Raw genomic sequence first — 19,769 nt, 5'->3', positions numbered from 1 at the left:
ACTCGAACATACATTCGAGTCTAGATCAGGTGTCCGACAATTCTCTCGCAGTTCACTACATACACGTTTGGGCGGAGCCTTCGGCGGGTAACCGCAGCCCATGACACGACGGCTCGGCGTTGCCATCGGCACCGTTGTGGTCGCATGTGCCACATCGATAATGCCTCTCGGTGCGAGCCCGGCGTCCGCGGCACCGACCGTTGCGTGCGGACAACCGTTGTCGGACAACGATATCCGTCGGATCACAGAGCTCTCCGACACCTCGGATCAGCGCGCGGCGACTCCCCTGGCCCAGTTGGACAGCGCGATTGCCGACCTCGAGTCGATCACCGAGATCTTGGTCGAACGCGGCGACCGTCGTGGACTGTTCGCGGTGGGCCTCGACAGCGTGGAGCGTGATGCCGTCGCGCCGCTACAGCACACCGAGAACGCCTTCGAACATCCGCAGTGGGCACCGGTGATCAGTCTGGCATTGCTCAACCGCTTCCTCGACGCCCTGCACGCGGAGTTCACCGGCACAGCAGTGCCGCCGCAGTGGGAACGCTACTTCGACCTCGCTCGTGACTGTGTTGCTTCCCCGGCCCGGACCGCGATGGTCGGCTACAACGCTCACCTGACGGTGGATCTCGCCTATGCGGTTGCCGACGCGAGATCGACACCGGCACAGGCCCGCGACTACTTCACGATCGTCGACACCATCGCGATCCACGGCGATTCGATCGTCAACGAAACCATTGCGGCCTACGGGCCGGCCGCAGACCTCGGTCCCCTCTTCCGCTTCTATTTCGTCGGCGAGGGGCTCGACCGTCTTGTCGGGGCAGGCGTGGCAACCGGAGCGATGCTGCGCGCTGCCGACGTCGGCTACAACGTGTTGACGTTCACCAACGGGCTGAGTCTGCAGAATCCGGCAACAGCCCTCGAAGCTCGCAACAACATCACAGCGCTGTGGTACACCGCCGACGAAGCCTTCACCGCGCTGACAGAGTTGGATCTGCTCTGAGATCAGCAGTTTCACAGCCCGCCATCGCGGGTACCTGTGGACATGCCCAGCACACACGACGACGAAGCGTTCGCAACCTCGACACCCGAACCTGACGATCCGCGCAAACCCGAGTCGCCGACAGACCTGACGAAGCCGTCAATCTTCTATGTCATGCGCAAGGTGATTCGCGAGTTCTCAAAGGACCAATGCACGGACCTCGCCGCTGCACTCACCTACTACGCCGTGCTCTCACTGTTCCCCGCACTCCTCGCCCTCGTCTCACTGCTGGGCATTTTCGGACAGGGCGAGAAGACAGTCGACTCCGTCTTGCAGATGGTCGATGACCTCGGGCCTTCATCGGCAGTGGACACGTTGCGAGGTCCGGTCGAGCAATTGGTCGATGCACCGTCTGCCGGGTTCGCTCTGGTCATCGGTCTGGTCGGTGCACTGTGGTCGGCATCGGGGTACGTCGGCGCCTTCGGCCGGGCGATGAACCGGATGTACGAGGTCGAAGAAGGCCGACCGATCTGGAAGCTGCGACCGTTGATGTTGCTGGTGACGCTTGGCGCGTTGCTGATGGCCGCAGCCGTCGGGCTGATGCTCGCAGTCAGCGGTCCCGTCGCCTCGTCGATCGGCGACACCATCGGACTCGGGGACACCGCACTGACGATCTGGAACATCGCCCGCTGGCCCGTTGTCCTGCTGTTCGTGGTGCTGACCGTGGCGATCCTCTATTACGCCACCCCGAATGTGAAACAGCCGAAGTTCCGGTGGATCAGCGTGGGCGCCGTCATCGCCATCCTCACCTGGATCGTCGCGTCGGTGCTCTTCGCCCTCTATGTTTCGAACTTCGGCAGCTACAACAAGACCTACGGCGCACTCGCCGGCGTGATCGTCTTCCTACTGTGGCTGTGGATCACCAATCTGGCGCTGCTGTTCGGGGCCGAATTCGATGCGGAACTCGAGCGCGGCAGACAACTACAGGCAGGCCTGGCGGCCGAAGAGTCAATACAGCTTCCGCCTCGCGACACCACAGCGTCCGACAAGAACGCCGAAACCGACGCGAAGTTCGTCGAGCGCGGCAGGCACTTGCGGGCCACCCACGGTGACGACGAAAGCACGAACCGCTGAGACCGAATCTGTCCTGTAAACAAGCCCTTCGAGGCCGGAGGTAGACCAGATGCACGCTTGGCGAGTGAGAACTCCAGGACCTGTGGAAGATACGCCGATCGAGTGGGTGGACGAACCTCGACCGACCCCGAACGCCGGTGAACTCCTACTCGCGGTCGAGGCGTGTGGGGTCTGCCGAACCGATCTCCATGTCACCGAAGGCGATCTCCCCGTGCACCGCCGCGGCATTGTTCCCGGTCACGAGATCGTCGGTCGCGTGGTGGAGATTGCTCCCGGCACCACAACCGACTTTCGGGTCGGCGAGCTGGTCGGCGTCCCCTGGCTCCGGTACACCTGCGGAATCTGCAACTACTGCCGTCGGGGCTCTGAGAATCTTTGTCTGAGTTCGCTATACACCGGATGGGACCGCGACGGTGGTTATGCCGACTACGTGGTTGCACCTGCCGACTACGCCCTTGCCCTCCCGACGGGCTACAGCCCCACACAACTGGCGCCACTGCTGTGTGCCGGGATCATCGGCTTCCGGGCACTGAAACGAGCCGCACTGCCACCGGGAGGACGTCTGGGGCTGTACGGCTTCGGCGGCAGTGCCCACCTGGTGGCGCAGGTCGCGCTGCATCTGGGCGCGACCCTGCATGTGATGACACGCGGTCAGGAGGCACGAGACCTCGCTCTCGACCTCGGTGCCGCCTCCGTCCAGGGCGCCTATGACCCACCACCGGAACCCCTCGACGCCGCCATCGTGTTCGCCCCTGTCGGCGACATCGTGCCCACCGCACTCGAAGCGCTCGACCGCGGGGGAACATTGTCACTGGCCGGCATCCACATGAGCGACACACCTGCTCTCAACTATCAGCGACATCTCTTCCACGAGAAGAACATTCATAGCGTCGAAGCCAACACGCGGGCCGACGCACGCGAATTTCTCAATTTCGCCGACGAATACGAACTGCAGATCGAAACGACCGAATATCCACTGGCCGAGGCGCATACCGCGCTACGCGACCTCAAGGCCGGACGGTTCGCCGGCGCAGCCGTCCTGCGACCTTCACTTCAGCAACACTGATACCGGCCACCTTTGCACGAGACGGCACCGCATGTCACCGGGCCGTGGGCACGATCAGCACCGGGGTCTGCACGGTATGGAGCACCGCTTGGCTGGTGGAACCGACAAGCATCGTCGGCAGCCCGCCCCCACCACGGCTTCCCATCACGATCAACTGCGCCTGATCGGCTTCGCGCACCAGGTGACGTACCGGGCGGTCCCGGACCGTTTCTCGACGAATACGTACATCCGGGAACTGCTCCTGCCATCCGGCCAGGCTCTCGGCGAGCACCACGTCGTCGCCCGGGTCGGCGGGCAGCTTCGGATCAGCGAATCCACCCGAGTTGGCGTGAGCGGGATCAAAATCGATCAGGGCATGAACCGCAACCAATTCGACGCCACGGATCGAGGCCTCGGTCAGTGCGTGGGCCAACGCCGGTTCGCTGTGCTCGGTGCCGTCGAGCCCGACCACCACCGGCAACACGGACTGTCGCGCTGTGTGGTCGCCCGACTTCACCACGGCGATCGGGCACCGGGCATGCGTGACGATGTGCGTGCTGACCGATCCGATGAGCCCGCCGGTGAACTCACCGAGTCCTCGTGAGCCGACCACGAGCATCACCTGCTGCTCACCCAACTTCAGCATCACGTCTGCTGCTTCACCCACCTCGATCGCGGTGTTGACCTCGAGATCTCCGGTACCGGCAGCCTGCCGCGCCGCCTCGGCTGCCACTTCCAGGGTCTCTTCGGTCTTGCGCCGAAGACTTCTGGAACGGTCTGACCTCAGATTGATCGCATCGGCCAGGCTGGGCAATCGATCCCGCATCACCGTGACGATGGTCAGAGACGCTCCCCTGAGTGCAGCGTCAAGGGCGGCCCAGCGCACCGCCTCGAGAGAATGTTCCGATCCGTCAACACCAACGATGATTCGCTGAACCTGCGACATGGCAGCACCTTTCAGGCGAGCAAATGTGTGACTCGCACGTGTGTATCGTGTCTCGTCTTTCCAGTGTCTGTGGTCGAGGCCCTGATGCCAAGTGTCATTGGGCCTTCGCAGCGAGAATTCGTCGGGCCGATGCAGCGCGGAACATCGAAATCACCAGGGACTACGGTCGGATACAACGCGCGGACCGGGCTCGGGTACCGGCTGATTTTGTCGAAAGGTCAGGGGGTGTGATGTCGGATACGGTTATTCGCATCGGACCCGTGCTCGTGGTTGCGATAGCCCTGTTGGCCGTCACCGCCGTACTCGTGGCCTATGCGGGACGAACCCGACTGCCATGGGCCATTGCCCGGGCGTCACTTCGCGCAACGGTTCAACTGGGTGTGCTGGCACTCGTTCTGGGGCTGCTGATGCGCAATCTGTGGGCGTCGGCCGGATTCGTTCTCTTGATGGCGATCATCGCGGCGTGGACCGCCGCAGGCCGGGTCACCGGTCACCGGCCCACCCTTCGCGAGATCTGGCGGACTCTGCTTCCGGTGGCGGCGATGACGATCGTTGTGGTCGGCACACTGGTGCTCGTTGGCGTACTGCCTGCGTCGGGGTTGGCCGTGATTCCGAGCGCGGGCATCATGATCGGTGGCGCGATGAACACCACATCGTTGACCGGGCGCCGCGCGGCAGACGAGTTGAAGGCTCGTCACGGCGAAGTCGAAGCGGCACTGTCCCTGGGGTTCTCCACATATGACGCCCGGATGGAGATCTGCCGCACGGCAGCGGCGACCGCGCTCGTGCCGGCCATCGACCAGACCCGAACTGTTGGGCTGGTGACGATTCCGGGGGCGTTTGTCGGCATGGTGCTCGGCGGGGCGTCCCCGGCCGATGCCGCGGTCATGCAACTGTTCGTACTGATTTCGTTACTCGCGGTGTGCTCAACGGCCCTGGTTCTGACCACCGAACTCGTCGCTCTCGGCAAGCTCTTCGATATCAATTCGCGACTCCACTAGGCATTTTCACCGGGCATTCCACGAGTCCCACTGTGCACTTGGCGAGTTCGATCGGGTTGATGCCGGACGCGCTCGCGACCGATTCAAAATCATGCCCAGCAGATCGCGAAACGGGCCGGGCGTGCAACGATAGCTCGATGACGGATCGAGAAGTGTTGACATGGGACCTGTTCGGCCATGCGAGCCGCGAACTCGCCCAAACGATCGCCGACTCCGGTTACGTACCCGAAGTTGTCCTCGGGATCGCACGCGGCGGCCTGCTTCCGGCCGGGGCACTGGCCTACACCCTCGATTGCAAAGCGCTGTTCACGATGAACGTCGAGTTCTACACGGGCGTGGGCACCACGTTGGACAGTCCGGTGATCCTGCCGCCGATCCTCGATGCCACCGAACTCGACGGACTGAGCGTTCTCGTGGTCGACGACGTCGCCGACAGCGGAAGAACCCTTGAACTGGTCCACAGCTTCTGTCGCGACCACGCGTCCGAAGTCCGCACAGCGGTGCTGTACGAGAAGCCGGCATCGGTCATCCGCGCCGACTACACCTGGCGCTACACCGACAAGTGGATCAATTTTCCGTGGTCGACGATGCCACCCATCACGCCGAGGTAGCTCAGACCAACGCCGCCACCGCGTCGACGTCGAGTTCATCGATACCCCCGATGACCATCGCAGCCGGCTCGAGAGCATCGTCTGCGGGCGGGTATTCCGGGCGCGGGGCAGCGATCAGCACCAGCCCGGCCGCGGTTGCCGAGCGCATACCGTTCGACGAGTCCTCGATGGCGGCGCAGGCAGTGGGCTCGGCGCCGAGTGCGGCCACCGCATGCAGATAGACATCCGGGGCAGGTTTGCCCCGATCGAGTTCTTCCGTGGAGACCGTGACCGCAAAGAGATCGGTCCATCCCGCGGTCTGCAGGACCGCATCGATCAACCTGCGCGGCGACGAACTCGCCAGCCCCAGCCGCCACCGGCCGGCACATCGGCGGACCGCCTCATCGGCGCCCGGCAGCACCGGCAGGTGCTCTTCGTATCGCGCAACCATGTGGTCGATGACAATCTGCGCCACCTCGGCCGGAGGCTTGCCCACCCCGAGGTCGGCGCTGAGGTAGGCAGCCCATTCCGGGGTGCTCATCCCCATCAACGCCGTCTGCGCTTCCGGAAGCCACGTACCGCCGTATTCGGCGACCACCTCCCGCCGGACCTGTTCCCAGATCGGCTCGGAGTCGATCAGCACGCCGTCCATGTCAAACACCACTGCTTCGATCACCGGTCCATCATCTCCCACAAAGTCCAGTCGGCTCGAATCCGGCGATTCACGGTTACGAAAACGGAGGCGGCCCAAGGATTTCGATCCCGCCGTTCTCCTGCGCGGATACGCGGATACGGTCGAAATCGACGACCCCTCCTGCATGCCCGTCGTCGAGCGATTCGCTGGCCCCCAGATAGAACCCTTGGCAACAACCGGGGGTGTGGAAAAACAGCAGCCGCGCAACGTCGGAGGCAACCAGGAAAGCATGCGGGACCTCGCGCGGGGCGAACATGAATCCACCTGTGCTGAGCGAGTATTCGGCCCCGTCAAGATATACGCGGATCTCACCTTCGAGCACATACATCATCTCGTCGGCGGGATGTGTGTGCAGCGGGGTCGCCTTCCCCAGATCCATCAGATCTTCGAACAGGAGGAATTGCCCATTCGTCTCCTCGGCAGTCGCCTTCCAGGTATGGACACCACCGCCGTAGAACCACCGCTTGTCGCCATCGACTGCCGCCCGGACGATCGGAACGGATGAACTCGCTGTAGTCATCGCGGCACCTCATCTGCCTTCATGGAACACATGTCCCATGTAGGGACTACGGTACCATGAAGGCGTGTCGATCTCCTACGAATCCACCGGGCGCACAGCCCAGAAACAGCGCACCCGGGATGCCCTCGTCGGCGCAGCGAAAGCGCTCGTCGCCGCGGGCGAGACCCCGACCATCGACGAGGTCGCGGCCACCGCCGACATCTCCCGTACCACTGCGTATCGCTACTTCCCCAATCAACGCGCCCTACTGGCCGCGGCCCACCCCGAGACGGCCGCCGAGTCCCTACTCGGATCCGATCCACCCGCGGACGCCGCCGGACGCCTCGCCGAGGTCATCGAGACATTCACCCAGTTGATTGTCGACACCGAGGCCCAGCAGCGGACCATGCTGCGACTATCCCTCGAAGCGACGCAGGCCGAGCGTGACGCGTTGCCCCTGCGTCAGGGTCGCGCCATCGGCTGGATACAGGAGGCCCTCACACCGCTGCACGGAGAGATCAACGATGAACAGTTGCGGCGATTAGTACTGGCAATCCGGAGCGCAGTCGGGATCGAAGCGCTGGTGTGGCTCACCGACATCGCCGGCCTCTCCCGCCGCGACGCCGTCGCTCTTCAACGATGGTCGGCCCAAGCGATGCTGCAGGCCACTGCCACTGGGACACCACCCATTTGAACCACACCGCGGACCAAAAGAGATCTTGTCCGTCGGCACTGCTCAGCTGAGTGTGATGACGCCGGGCCCGGGTGGGTCGGCGTACAGGTCGACGATCGTCTGGGCATATTTGTTCGCAATCGGCTTGCGCCGCAACTTCATCGTCGGAGTGAGCTCGTCGCCACCGGGATCCCATGCCGTCGGCACCACCACAAACCGCTTGACCTGTTCAACCCGCGACAACTTCGCGTTTCCGGCCTTGACCGCCGCAGTGACCTCATCGACGATCGCCGGATGGGCGGCCAGATCCGCGATCTGGGCATTCGGAATCCCCAGCGATTTCGCCAGCAAAGCGGCCACGTCGGGATCGAGCACCACCAGCGCAGTGATGTAGGGCTTGTCATCGCCTACCGCAACCACCTGACTCACCAGTGAGGAGAAAGCCTTCACCGCATTCTCGATGGAGCTGGGCGACATGTTTTTTCCCGACTCGTTGATGATCAGTTCTTTCTTGCGATCAACGATGGTCAGATTTCCCTCGGCATCGATCGTGCCCACGTCGCCGGTCGCCAACCAACCATCGGCATCGATCGTGGCTGCAGTTTTTTCCGGATTGTTGCGGTAGCCCCGCATCACGATCGGAGCCCGCACGAGGACCTCACCGTCATCGGCGATCTTGAGTTCCACTCCCCCGACCGGCTTGCCAACCGACCCCACCTTGAGGTTGTCGACCGAGGTCTTCGTGGCAGCGCCGGTGGTCTCGCTCAGCCCCCAGACCTCGGTAACCGGAATGCCCAGTCCGACAAAGAATTCGATCACTTCAACCGGTATCGAGGCGGCTCCCGACATGGCAACCTTGAGTTCGTCCAGCCCCAGCGCAGCCCGCACCTTGGACAACACCAACCTGTCGGCAAGCTGATATTGCACGTCGAGCGCCTTGCCCCGCGGCTTGCCTGCAAGATCCGCTTTGGCTGCCCGGGCCGCCACATCCAGCGCCCAGGCCGCCAGCTTCGACTTGACCGGACTCGTCTCCTCGGCGATCTTGCCCTCGATCCCGGCCTTGATCTTCTGCCACACCCGCGGCACACCGAAGAAGACGGTCGGACGCACGTCCGGCAAAGCAGAGGCAAACTCCCGAGGGTCCACGACCGACGTTATCTGTACGCCGCGCAACAGATTTGACCCATGCGTCGACACCCTGTCCGCAATATGCGCCGCGGGCAGATACGAGATGATCCGATCATCGAAGCCCGCATCGACGTCGTCGGTCACCGACGCGGCGGCCGCGATCACGTTGCGGTGGGTGATCTCGACACCTTTGGGCGGACCGGTGGTACCCGAGGTGTAGATCAACGTGACCAGATCATCGGGTTCGGTTGCGCGCCAGGAAGCCTGGAAGTCGAACGCCTCATCGGGCTGCGCTTCCACCTCACGCAATTCGAGTGCCCCCTCGGCCGGGCCGTCGACGGTGATGATGTGGTCCAGTTTCACGCCGGATTGTTTGACCACCGGCAAAAAAGCTTGTTCGGTGATCACGATCCGGGTGGCGGAATCGGTGAACAGGTACGCGAGTTGTTCGGGAGCACTGGTGTTGTACACCGAGAACGGAACTGCCCCGAGATGCGTGATCGCGGTGTCGACCAGGTGGAACTCCGGCCGGTTGGCCAGCATCAGTCCGACGGTGTCACCGCGTTTGACTCCCAGCCGCGCCAGACCCAGCGCGATCGCTTCGACCCGCTCGGCATATTCGCGCCAGGTGATCTCCTGGATGCCTCCCGGGGTCCGCAGTGCCACCCGGTCGGGATGCATTTTGGCCGTTTCCTGAAAGGCTTCGACTGTGGTGCGGACAGCGACCCCCGACTCGTGATGGAAGACGGTGTCTGTGGTGTTCTCGTTCATCTGAACTCCTTGACGGTCCGGTCGACCGGACAGCTGACCCAGCACCGCATCCCCCGCGCTGCCGTATCGGACATGCCTTTACCGAAAACGTAGCCCTGCCGACTTGTCGATGCTGCCGGTTTCGGGTTACCCACGATTCGACAAGACAGAGTTACCCGTGGGTAACATAGCTTCCGTGGGTTCTGGATCTCGCCTCACACTGGCATGAGGCGACACCGTGATCCGCGTACCGCAAATTTCGTACCGTAGACCTGAAGGAGCACGTCATGTCCACTCCAGACGCCACGTCCGGACCGACACCTCTGACCATCGCAGCCGACCCGGCAGCGAGCCCCGCCGCGGACGGTTCGGTCACGTACCGGGTCGAGCAGACGACCTTCGGTCCTGTCGCTCACGTGCAACTCAACCGTCCCGACAAACACAACGGCCTCACCCTCACACTGCTCGCGGGGCTGACCAAGGCCGCCAAGATGGCCGCACAGGACAGAACACTGCGCGCGGTCATCATCAGCGGCGCGGGCAAGTCATTCAGTGCGGGCCTCGACTTCGCCAGCCTCGCCGGCAAGGAAAAGAGCATCTACCGCACGTTTGTTCCCAATATTCTGTTGGGGTCCAACGGTTTTCAGGATCCGGCATGGCAGTGGCGACGGGTCCCGGTACCGGTGATCGCGGTGGTGCACGGTCATTGCTACGGCGGCGGATTGCAGATCGCACTAGGTGCTGATTTCCGCTTTGCTTCCCCGGACGCCGACTTCTCGGTCCTCGAGGCCAAGTGGGGCCTGATCCCAGACATGTCGGCTTCGGCATCGTTGTCGCAGCTCACCGGCATCGACATCGCCAAACGCCTGACCATGACCGGTGAGATGCTCTCGGCGGCCGAGGCCAAGGAGATCGGGCTCGTCACCGGGGTGGCCGACGATCCGCACGCCGCCGCCATGGACCTGATCGAGAAGATCGCCGAGCGATCACCTGACTCGGTGTCGTCGACGAAGCGCCTGTTCGAGAAGACCTGGTCCCGCTCACCGCGCTTCTCGTTCCCTGTCGAGCAGGTGTTGCAGCTCCGCCTGCTGCGCGGTGTGAACCACGCGATCGCCCGCAAGGCCGGGATGAAGCGCCAGACCCCGGTGTTCAAGGACCGTCAGGTCTGAACTCGGGCCCGATTCACGGCTCGAAGATGATGCCGCGCTCGAGTCCGTCTTCGGTGGTCTCATACCGGAAGGTGTCGCCGACCTCCACCACGTAGCGGTCACGGCCTTCGGGGATACCCGGGACCGAGAACTCGAGCCGGCATGTGTCGGCCGACAACTGTGGTGCCGTCAGCGATGACTGCTCGAGAATGGTCAGGTCGGTATCGAGGATCCGGACCCGCGCGCCCGCTCTGATGTCTTCGAACTCGCCGGTGCCACCGCAGACATCGCCCGCCGATGCCTCGTACTGACCGGCGGTCAGCACCACCGCACCTTCGGCAGTGAAATCTCGTGGCAGCGAACCGATCACGACCGCGCCGATCCCGACAACTGCGAAGATCACACCCGCGACCGTGCTGATGACGATGACCGGTCGGCGGGTGCGCCGCTGCCAGTTGCGCGGCTCCAGATCATTCCCCGGGGCCGGCCAATACTGGGGCACCGCTTGCACAGGCTGCATGGACCCGAGTCTGCCTGATCGGTGTTTGCGGTGTCGATCAGTTGCGGGGCGGGAAGTACTTGATGAGCGCTTCCTGGACCACAGTGGTCGCCAGCACACCCTCCCTGGTGAAGAAGCGGCCCGTACCGAGCCCCCGGGATCCGGCAGCGACCGGGGACTCACTGGCGTACAGCAGCCAGTCGTCGAAGCGGAACTCACGATGGAACCACATCGAATGGTTCACGGTCGCGGCGAACAATCGATCGATACCCCACGACAATCCGTGGGTGGTGATGATCGAGTCCAGCACCGTGGTGTCGGAGGCGTAACACAGCGCCGCGATATGGAGTAGCGGATCGTCGGGCATGCGACCGTCGGTCTTCATCCACACCCGGTTGTGCACGAGGCGCTCGCCGGTTTCGCGGGCCTTCCAGCTCGGGTCGTTGGCGAAGCGGATGTCGATGGGATGCATCGCATTCACAAAGGTCGCGACCCGGTCTTCGTAACCCTTGAAATGTTCGCCGAGCGGCGGCAGATCCTCCGGGTACTCGACCTCGGGGATCTGCACCGAATGTTCGAGTCCGGCCTTGTTGTCCTGGAAGGCGACAAGCATCGAGAAGATCTCTTCACCCTCTTGCATCGCGGTCACCAGCCGGTTGGCAAACGGCTTGCCGTCGCGCAGGCGGGTCACGTGATATTCCAGCGGTTTGGTCACATCACCCCCGCGGATGAAATGCGCATGGATCGCGTGGACCGGCGTCGGCCGCGGCACACTTCTGCCTGCGGCAACCACACCCTGACTCAGGAGCTGACCGCCGAAGGTCCGGGCACCCACCTGTGTCGGGTGCACCCCGATGTACAGATCCGGCTCGGGCTCCTCGAGATCGAACAGCGAGAGCAGCTTGGACAGATCCGACGACGTACCCGGGGCATCACTCACAGGCTCAGACTGTAGAGGATGCCCCGCACCGCCGGCCGGGTCAGTGGTCGTCTTCGCCGATCCGGTGGACGTGGATCAGGTTGGTGTTGCCGACGGTGCCGGGAGGGGCACCGGCCACGATGACAACCTGGTCGCCGACCTTGAGCCGACCGATCTCCAGCAGGGCCTTGTCCACCTGGCGGATCATCGCGTCGGTCGAGTCACATGCGGGGACGATGAAAGTCTCTGTGCCCCAACTCATCGAGAGCTGGCTGCGCACCTCGGGCAGCGGCGTGAACGCCATCACCGGAAGTTTCGTGTGCAGGCGGGCCAGACGGCGGACGGTGTCCCCGGACTGCGTGAAGGCGACCAGAGCCTTGGCGTCCAGACGCTCACCGATGTCGCGGGCGGCGTACGAGATGATTCCCCGCTTGGTCCGCGGCACGTGCGACAGCGGCGGAACCGTGCGTGGGCTGTTCTCGACGGCCGACACGATGCGGGCCATCGTCAGGACCGTCTCTATGACGTGCTTGCCCACCGAGGTCTCCCCCGAGAGCATCACGGCGTCGGCGCCATCGAGCACGGCGTTGGCCACATCGGAGGCCTCGGCGCGCGTCGGGCGTGAGTTCTCGATCATTGATTCGAGCATCTGGGTTGCAACGATCACCGGCTTGGCGTTTTCGCGTGCCATCTGGATGGCCCGCTTCTGCACCAGGGGAACTTCTTCGAGCGGCAGTTCGACACCGAGGTCGCCGCGGGCCACCATCACCGCGTCGAAGGCCAGGATGACCGCTTCGAGGTTGTCGATGGCCTCGGGCTTCTCGAGTTTCGCGATGACCGGGACCCGTCGGCCGACCCGATCCATGATCGCGTGCACCAGTTCGATGTCGGCAGGCGACCGCACGAACGACAGTGCGACGAGATCGACGCCGAGCGCCAACGCGAACTCGAGGTCGGCCTCATCCTTGTCGGACATCGCAGGCACCGAGACGTTCATCCCCGGCAGGGACACACCCTTGTTGTTGCTGACCGGCCCACCTTCGGTGACCGTGCAGATGACGTCGTTGCCCTCGACGCCAACCACGGTCAGGCCGACCTTGCCGTCGTCGACCAGCAGTCGGTCACCGGGCGTGGCATCAGCGGCGAGTTGCTTGTAGGTGGTCGAAACCCGCTCCGCGGTTCCGGCACAATCCTCGACGGTGATGCGCACCTCTTTGCCAGCCGGCCAGAGCACCGGGCCGTCGGCGAACGTACCGAGACGGATCTTGGGGCCCTGGAGGTCGGCGAGAATGCCCACCGCGCGCCCGGTGGCGTCGGAGGCCTTCCGTACCCGGTTGTACATCTCCCGGTGGTCTTCATGTTTGCCATGACTGAAGTTCAGTCGCGCGACATCCATGCCGCTTTCCACCAACTCCTGAACACGTTCATCAGTGGCAGTTGCAGGTCCGAGGGTACATACGATTTTGGTACGACGATTCACTCCTACGAGCCTAGTCCGCAGCGTCGGACCGTTCTACGTGAGCCACCAGAACGTCACGAGTTGTTTTCTGCACCACACCTGTGTTTGGGATAAACGCGTCAGATTCCAGACAGATCACCCTCGATGTCAACGGCACGCCCCACTCACCGGGACAACGCTGTCGGTCAGCGGACAGACAGCGGCAGTGCTGCCGGATGTACCGGCGACGGCAGATCCGATTCACCCATCAAGAACTCGTCGACCCCGCGTGCGGCCGCGCGACCTTCGGCGATCGCCCACACCACCAGCGAGGCACCCCGATGTGCATCGCCACACACGAACACCCCCGGCGCATCTGTCTGCCAGTCACTGCCGCAGCCCAGCGCGCCGCGGCGGTTGGGCGCAAGCTCCAGATCCGACAACAGCTGCATGTCCTCGACACCCTCGAAGCCGATCGCAAAGAGGGCAAGTTCGCAGGGCAATTCGAACTCGTCACCAACCGGGACGATCGTGCGGCGTCCGTCCTCGTCGCGCTCGACGGTGACCTCGGCCAGGACCATCGCGGCCACGTTGCCGCGCTCATCGCCGATGAACCGCTGCACCGCCACCTGAAACCGGCGTTCTCCGCCTTCGACATGCGCCGACGAACTACGCAGGATCAGCGGCCACGTCGGCCACGGTGACCGGTCGTCGTCGCGCTCTTCGGGTAGCTCCGGGTTGTAGTCGAGCTGGGTCACCGAGGCCGCACCCTGCCGATGGGCCGTGCCGAGGCAGTCCGCGCCGGTGTCTCCACCGCCGATGATCACCACGTGTTTGCCGTGCGCCGAGATCGGCGTCGGTCCGTCGCCCTCGCACTCCTTGTTGGCGGGCACCAGATGCTCCATCGCCAAGTGCACACCACCGAGGCCACGGCCGGGCACCGCGGTGTTGTCGCGGGCCTTCAGCGCGCCCACAGCCAGCACGACGGCGTCGTAGCGCTCACGTAGCTCGGGAACGGTCAGATCGACGCCCACGTTGCAGCTGACGACGAACTCGGTGCCCTCATCCCGCATCTGCGACAGGCGGCGCTCGACATCGGCCTTCTGCAGCTTGTATTCGGGGATTCCGTACCGCAGCAGACCGCCGAGTCGGTCATCCCGTTCGTAGACGGTCACCGCATGGCCCGCCCGGGTGAGCTGCTGTGCCGCAGCCAACCCGGCCGGACCCGACCCGACCACCGCCACCGACTTCCCCGACGTGGTCTTCGACGTCAGCGGCCGGACGAATCCCTCGCGCCACGCCTCGTCGGCGATGGTCTTCTCGATGCGTTTGATGGTGACGCTGCCACCGGTGGTGGCCTGCGAGATCGAAAGCACACAGGCGGATTCACACGGCGCCGGACAGATCTTCCCGGTGAACTCCGGGAAGTTGTTGGTGGCGTGCAGCCGGTCACTGGCCACATCCCACCGGCCCCGACGGACCAGATCGTTCCACTCCGGGATGAGGTTGCCCAACGGGCAACCGGCAGTTCCGGAGTGGCAGAACGGGATCCCGCAGTCCATGCACCGACGGGCCTGTTCGGAGACGTGGGCGATCTCGATGAGCGGATCTGCATCGGCATATACATCGCGCCAATCGTTGACGCGCTCGTATACCGGCCGGGTCGCGGCCTCGGCCTTGTCGACCTCCAGAAATCCGTGCGGGTCAGCCACGAGCTGCCTCCATGATCGCTGAATCCACGTCTCGGCCTTCGGCTTCCGCCATCCGGGCCGCGTCGAGGACACGTTGGTAGTCGGTGGGCATCACCTTGGTGAACTTTCGGCTGCGCCGGGGCCAGTCGGCGAGCATCGAGGCCCCGACAGACGAACCGGTCAGTTCGACGTGCTTGGTGATTCGTTCGTGCAAGAAGAGCAGGTCGTCGGGATCCGGACTCTGCAGGTCGACCATCGCAGTGTTCACCTTGGACGAATCCAGTTGGTATACATAGGCGATGCCGCCCGACATGCCCGCCGCGAGATTGCGTCCGGTCGGCCCGATGATCACCACCCGGCCACCGGTCATGTACTCGCAGGCATGGTCCCCAACCCCTTCGACCACCGCGACGGCACCAGAGTTGCGCACCGAGAACCGTTCGCCGACGCGTCCGCGCAGGAACACCTCGCCGCTGGTGGCGCCGTAGAGGATGGTGTTGCCCGCGATCACCTGGTCTTCGGCGATGAAGAGTGCGTCCGGATCGGGCCGCACGACGATCTTGCCGCCGCACAAGCCTTTTCCGACGTAGTCGTTGGCGTCACCGGTCAGGACCAGGGTCACGCCCGGCGGCAGGAACGCACCGAGTGACTGACCGGCCGACCCGAACAGGGCCACCGTGATGGTGTCCTCCGCCAGGCCGGACGCGCCGTATCGACGGGTCACCTCCGAGCCGAGCAACGTGCCGACGGTTCGGTTGACGTTGCGGACCGGAAGCTCCAGGGTCACCCGGTGAGCGTCCTCGAGTGCGCCCTCGGCCAGCTGGATCAGCGTCTGATCGAGTGCCTTGTCGAGCGCATGTTCCTGGCCCCGCATCCGACGCTTGGGTGATGTCGTCTCCGGCACCGCGAAGATCGCCGAGAGGTCGAGCCCCTTCGACTTCCAGTGCGCCACACCCGGTGCCGTGTGCAGCGCCTCGGCATGTCCGATTGCCTCGTCGAGGGTGCGGAAACCGAGCATCGCCAGATGCTCCCGGACATCCTCTGCGATGAACTTGAAGAAGTTGATGATGTGTTCGGCCTGGCCGGTGAACCGCGCGCGCAGCTTTGGATTCTGGGTCGCCACCCCCACCGGACAGGTGTCGAGGTGACAAACCCGCATCATGATGCAACCGGCGACAATCAGTGGCGCCGTGGAGAATCCGTATTCCTCGGCGCCCAGCAGTGCAGCCACCATCACGTCGCGACCGGTCCGCAACGCGCCGTCACACTGCACGGTGATGCGGTCGCGCAGCCCGTTGAGCATGAGCGTCTGCTGTGCGTCGGCCAGGCCGATCTCCCAGGGGGTTCCGGCATGTTTGAGCGATGTCAGCGGTGAGGCTCCGGTACCCCCGTCGTGGCCCGAGATCAGCACCACGTCGGCGTGCGCCTTGGAGACACCTGTGGCCACCGTGCCGACACCCATGGCACTGACCAACTTGACGTGGATCCGCGCCTGGGAGTTGGCGTTCTTCAGGTCGTGGATCAGCTGGGCCAGATCCTCGATCGAATAGATGTCGTGATGTGGCGGCGGCGAGATCAACGCGACACCCGGCGTGGAATGCCGGGTCTTGGCGATCCAGGGATAGACCTTGTACGCCGGAAGTTGGCCACCCTCACCGGGTTTCGCACCCTGGGCCATCTTGATCTGGATGTCGGTCGCGTTGATCAGGTAATCACTGGTGACGCCGAACCGGCCGGAGGCGACCTGCTTGACCGCGCTGCGGCGCATCGGATCGTAGAGCCGATCGGTGTCCTCTCCACCCTCACCCGAGTTGGAACGTCCACCGATGGTGTTCATGGCGATCGCGATCGTCTCGTGCGCCTCGGCCGAGATCGAGCCGTAACTCATCGCCCCGGTGTTGAACCGCTTCATGATCTCTTCGATCGGCTCCACCTCGTCGAGGGGGACGGGCTCACGATCGGAGTCGAACTCGAACAGGCCACGCAGAGTGCCGCCCTCACGGGAAAGCCTGTTCACCTCATCGGTGTACTTCCGGTAGACCTCGGTCCTGCCTGATTTGGCCGCATGTTGCAGCAGGAACACTGTTTCCGGGCTGAAGAGATGAAGCTCACCTTCGCGCCGGTACTGATATTCGCCACCGATCTCGAGGGGGCGATAGGCCTGCTCCGTCGCGTTCGGTGGGTAGGCCCGGTGATGACGGATCCGGACTTCTTCGGCGATCTCGTCGAGACCGATGCCACCGATCCTGGTCTTCGTGCGGGTGAAGTATTCCTGAACCAGATCCCCCGCCAGGCCCACGGCCTCGAAACACTGTGCGGCGGTGTAGGACCCGACGGTGGAGATACCCATCTTGCTCATCACCTTGAGCACCCCCTTGCCCAGGCCCTGCAGATAGTTGCGTACCGCCTGGGACGGGGTGACACCCGTCAATTCGCCCTCTGCGACAAGGTCTTCGATCGTCTCGAACACCAGATACGGATTGACCGCTGCGGCACCGAAACCGATGAGCAGGGCGATGTGGTGGACCTCCCGGGCATCGCCGGTCTCGACGACCAGCGCCACCCGGGTCCGCTCCTTGGTGCGGACCAGATGGTGATGAACCGCTGAGGTCGCCAGCAGCGACGGAATCGGCGCATTCTCACGCGTGGTCTCGCGATCACTGATCACCAGCGTGGAGTGTCCGGCCGCAATGGCCTCACTGGCCCGCGCCCGCAGATCCGCCAGGGCACGTTCGAGTCCGGGGCCACCCTCGGCCACCGGATAGTGGGCGCGCAGCACCTTTGCCGACAGGCCACGGTGGTTGCCCTCGTCGTTGATGTGCACGATCTTGGCGAGCTCGTTGTTGTCCAGTACCGGCCACGGCAACAGGATCTGCCGACAGGAAGCAGCCGACGGATCGAGCACGTTCTGCTCCGGTCCCATCACGCGCGCCATCGAGGTGACGATCTCTTCGCGAATGGCGTCGAGCGGCGGATTGGTCACCTGCGCAAACAGTTCCACGAAATAGTCGTAGAGCAGACGGGACCGCTGCGAGAGCACCGCGATCGGGGTATCGGTGCCCATCGACCCGAGTGCCTCGTACCCTGAGGCCGCCATCGGTGTGATCAGCACCCGGAGCTCTTCTTCGGTGTACCCGAATGTCACCTGCCTGCGCACCACCGATTCGTGACTCGGGACAAACCGTGGACGTTCGGGCAGCCGTGCCAGTTCCAGCAGGCCGGCATGCAGCCATTCCTCATACGGCTTCTCACCGATCAACTGTCCCTTGACCTCTGAGTCGGGAACCAGTCGACCTTCCGCCGTGTCGATCAGGAACATTTTGCCGGGCTCCAGCCGCCCCTTGGCGATGATCTCGTCGTTCGGGATGTCGAGCACGCCGGCCTCCGAGGCCAGCACCACCTTGCCGCCCGCGGTCTGCCACCACCGTCCGGGCCGCAGTCCGTTGCGGTCGAGCACGGCGCCCACCATGGTGCCGTCGGTGAAGGTGACGCACGCCGGGCCGTCCCAGGCCTCCATCAGCGAGGCATTGAACTGCAGGAACGCCCGGCGCCGGGGATCCATGTCGGTGACGTTCTCCCATGCCTCCGGGACCATCATCATCACGCAGTGCGGAACGCTGCGGCCACCGAGATGCAGGATCTCGAGGACCTCGTCGAGCGAGGCCGAGTCCGAGGCGTCAGGGCTACAGATCGGGAACACGCGGGTGATGTCGCCGGGGATCAGTTCGGTGGCCAGCATCGCCTCCCGGGCCCGCATCCGGTTCCGGTTGCCGCGCACGGTGTTGATCTCACCGTTGTGGGCGACGAATCGGAAGGGATGAGCCAGCGGCCAGGAGGGGAACGTGTTGGTCGAGAACCTCGAGTGCACGATCGCGATGGCGCTGCAGACCCGTTCGTCACGCAGATCGGTGTAGAAGGCCGGCAGCTGCTTGGTGGTGAGCATGCCCTTGTAGACGATGGTCCGGCTCGACAGCGACGCGAAGTAGAGCCCGCTGCCGTCGGCCTCGATCTCCGGCGTGACCCGTTCGGCACGCTTGCGCAGCGGGTAGACGAGGCGATCGAGATCCAGGCCCGCAGGCGCGGTGTCATCGGCACGCAGCGGCGCGCAGACGAACAGCTGGCTCATGTACGGCATGCAGGCGCGGGCGGTACCGCCGATGTCGGCGGCATCGACCTCGACCGGCATCTCGCGCCAGCCCAGGACGGTGATGTTCTCTTCGGCGGCGATCTCCTCCACCCGGGCGATCGCACGGGCCCGCGCCTCCGGCTGCATCGGCAGAAAGCAGTTGCCGACCGCGAAGGTGTTGCCTGCGATCGGATCGGCGGGTGGCAGGACGAAGTCGACCACTTTGCGCAGGAATGCATGGGGTACCTGGATCAGGATCCCGGCACCGTCACCACTGTTGGTCTCGGCCCCTGCAGCTCCACGGTGGTCCAGGTTCTCCAAGGCCAGCAGGCCGTCTGCGACGATCTCGTGAGTTCGACGCCCATGTATATCGGCGACCATCGCGACACCGCACGAGTCGACTTCTGAGTCAGGGTCGTACAGACCCTGGGCCTTGGGGAGCTGAGAGAACAGCAAATCCAACCTCCACGCCTAGCCCCCGGACATCCGAGGGAACCAGCAAACAATCC

The 19,769-nt window shown here is 64.1% G+C and carries 16 protein-coding genes; 7 read left to right on the top strand and 9 right to left on the bottom strand.

The annotated features are described in order from the left end of the window. The first annotated feature begins 100 nt into the window (after positions 1-100). The 3 genes from AC1TQG_RS27750 to AC1TQG_RS27740 are packed head-to-tail and all read left to right on the top strand — an operon-like array spanning position 101 to position 3,179. Complete coding sequence (locus tag AC1TQG_RS27750) at positions 101-1,000, top strand: DUF5995 family protein (RefSeq protein ID WP_482142142.1); 900 nt, start codon at positions 101-103, stop codon at positions 998-1,000. Between the two features lie 42 nt (positions 1,001-1,042). Next, the gene (locus tag AC1TQG_RS27745) at positions 1,043-2,113 is read left to right on the top strand and encodes a YihY/virulence factor BrkB family protein (protein ID WP_482142141.1); all 1,071 of its coding nucleotides are present in this window, start codon (positions 1,043-1,045) and stop codon (positions 2,111-2,113) included. A 49-nt stretch (positions 2,114-2,162) separates the two neighbouring features. Next, positions 2,163-3,179, top strand: a complete 1,017-nt coding sequence (locus AC1TQG_RS27740; protein ID WP_482142140.1) for a zinc-binding alcohol dehydrogenase family protein — start codon at positions 2,163-2,165, stop codon at positions 3,177-3,179. Between the two features lie 34 nt (positions 3,180-3,213). Here AC1TQG_RS27740 and AC1TQG_RS27735 read toward each other — a convergent pair whose 3' ends face one another. Continuing rightward, positions 3,214-4,104, bottom strand: coding sequence for a universal stress protein (locus AC1TQG_RS27735; RefSeq protein ID WP_482142139.1), 891 nt, complete (start codon positions 4,102-4,104; stop codon positions 3,214-3,216). A 230-nt stretch (positions 4,105-4,334) separates the two neighbouring features. Here AC1TQG_RS27735 and AC1TQG_RS27730 point away from each other — a divergent pair, with 230 nt between their 5' ends. After that, entirely contained in the window at positions 4,335-5,105 is a 771-nt protein-coding gene (locus AC1TQG_RS27730; protein ID WP_482142138.1) for an ABC transporter permease, read from the top strand. A 137-nt stretch (positions 5,106-5,242) separates the two neighbouring features. Beyond that, positions 5,243-5,716 (top strand): phosphoribosyltransferase, encoded by a 474-nt coding sequence (locus AC1TQG_RS27725; RefSeq protein ID WP_482142137.1) that lies wholly within the window; start codon positions 5,243-5,245, stop codon positions 5,714-5,716. Between the two features lies 1 nt (position 5,717). On the opposite strand, the gene AC1TQG_RS27720 is transcribed toward AC1TQG_RS27725, so the two are convergent. Beyond that, positions 5,718-6,371 (bottom strand): HAD family hydrolase, encoded by a 654-nt coding sequence (locus AC1TQG_RS27720; RefSeq protein WP_482142136.1) that lies wholly within the window; start codon positions 6,369-6,371, stop codon positions 5,718-5,720. Positions 6,372-6,423: 52 nt separating this feature from the next. After that, a complete protein-coding gene (locus tag AC1TQG_RS27715) occupies positions 6,424-6,909 on the bottom strand; it encodes a cupin domain-containing protein (RefSeq protein WP_482142135.1) in 486 nt (161 codons plus the stop codon). Positions 6,910-6,973: 64 nt separating this feature from the next. Between AC1TQG_RS27715 and AC1TQG_RS27710 the strand changes: the two genes are divergently transcribed. Further along, positions 6,974-7,582, top strand: coding sequence for a TetR/AcrR family transcriptional regulator (locus tag AC1TQG_RS27710; RefSeq protein ID WP_482142134.1), 609 nt, complete (start codon positions 6,974-6,976; stop codon positions 7,580-7,582). A 42-nt stretch (positions 7,583-7,624) separates the two neighbouring features. Here AC1TQG_RS27710 and AC1TQG_RS27705 read toward each other — a convergent pair whose 3' ends face one another. After that, positions 7,625-9,460 (bottom strand): AMP-dependent synthetase/ligase, encoded by a 1,836-nt coding sequence (locus AC1TQG_RS27705; RefSeq protein WP_482142133.1) that lies wholly within the window; start codon positions 9,458-9,460, stop codon positions 7,625-7,627. 266 nt (positions 9,461-9,726) lie between these two features. On the opposite strand from AC1TQG_RS27705, the gene AC1TQG_RS27700 reads away from it, so the two are divergent. Next, entirely contained in the window at positions 9,727-10,608 is an 882-nt protein-coding gene (locus tag AC1TQG_RS27700) for a crotonase/enoyl-CoA hydratase family protein (RefSeq protein ID WP_482142132.1), read from the top strand. 13 nt (positions 10,609-10,621) lie between these two features. Here the strand turns inward: AC1TQG_RS27700 and AC1TQG_RS27695 are convergent, their stop codons facing one another. From AC1TQG_RS27695 to gltB, 5 genes are all read right to left on the bottom strand, one after another. After that, on the bottom strand, positions 10,622-11,107 hold the full coding sequence (locus tag AC1TQG_RS27695; RefSeq protein ID WP_482142131.1) for a hypothetical protein: 486 nt from the start codon (positions 11,105-11,107) through the stop codon (positions 10,622-10,624). Positions 11,108-11,144: 37 nt separating this feature from the next. After that, positions 11,145-12,026: an acyl-CoA thioesterase gene (locus AC1TQG_RS27690; protein ID WP_482142130.1), complete on the bottom strand. Its 882-nt coding sequence runs from the start codon at positions 12,024-12,026 to the stop codon at positions 11,145-11,147. 40 nt (positions 12,027-12,066) lie between these two features. Further along, complete coding sequence (gene pyk, locus AC1TQG_RS27685; protein ID WP_482142129.1) at positions 12,067-13,485, bottom strand: pyruvate kinase; 1,419 nt, start codon at positions 13,483-13,485, stop codon at positions 12,067-12,069. Between the two features lie 164 nt (positions 13,486-13,649). Continuing rightward, a complete protein-coding gene (locus tag AC1TQG_RS27680; RefSeq protein ID WP_482142128.1) occupies positions 13,650-15,155 on the bottom strand; it encodes a glutamate synthase subunit beta in 1,506 nt (501 codons plus the stop codon). Then, positions 15,148-19,716, bottom strand: coding sequence for a glutamate synthase large subunit (gene gltB, locus AC1TQG_RS27675; RefSeq protein WP_482142127.1), 4,569 nt, complete (start codon positions 19,714-19,716; stop codon positions 15,148-15,150). The genes AC1TQG_RS27680 and gltB overlap by 8 nt, the downstream gene beginning before the upstream one ends. Between the last annotated feature and the right edge of the window lie 53 nt (positions 19,717-19,769).

This window comes from Williamsia sp. Y844 (assembly GCF_056786475.1).
This window is presented reverse-complemented; position numbering and strand designations above follow the sequence as displayed.

What these genes read in the sequence shown, in the direction of transcription:
- AC1TQG_RS27750 (WP_482142142.1), top strand. Translation starts at nt 101, where the DNA reads ATGACACGACGGCTCGGCGTTGCCATCGGCACCGTTGTGGTCGCATGT.
- AC1TQG_RS27740 (WP_482142140.1), top strand. Translation starts at nt 2,163, where the DNA reads ATGCACGCTTGGCGAGTGAGAACTCCAGGACCTGTGGAAGATACGCCG.
- AC1TQG_RS27730 (WP_482142138.1), top strand. Translation starts at nt 4,335, where the DNA reads ATGTCGGATACGGTTATTCGCATCGGACCCGTGCTCGTGGTTGCGATA.
- AC1TQG_RS27700 (WP_482142132.1), top strand. Translation starts at nt 9,727, where the DNA reads ATGTCCACTCCAGACGCCACGTCCGGACCGACACCTCTGACCATCGCA.
- AC1TQG_RS27735 (WP_482142139.1), bottom strand. Translation starts at nt 4,104, where the DNA reads ATGTCGCAGGTTCAGCGAATCATCGTTGGTGTTGACGGATCGGAACAT.
- AC1TQG_RS27705 (WP_482142133.1), bottom strand. Translation starts at nt 9,460, where the DNA reads ATGAACGAGAACACCACAGACACCGTCTTCCATCACGAGTCGGGGGTC.
- AC1TQG_RS27745 (WP_482142141.1), top strand. Translation starts at nt 1,043, where the DNA reads ATGCCCAGCACACACGACGACGAAGCGTTCGCAACCTCGACACCCGAA.
- AC1TQG_RS27715 (WP_482142135.1), bottom strand. Translation starts at nt 6,909, where the DNA reads ATGACTACAGCGAGTTCATCCGTTCCGATCGTCCGGGCGGCAGTCGAT.
- AC1TQG_RS27695 (WP_482142131.1), bottom strand. Translation starts at nt 11,107, where the DNA reads ATGCAGCCTGTGCAAGCGGTGCCCCAGTATTGGCCGGCCCCGGGGAAT.
- AC1TQG_RS27725 (WP_482142137.1), top strand. Translation starts at nt 5,243, where the DNA reads ATGACGGATCGAGAAGTGTTGACATGGGACCTGTTCGGCCATGCGAGC.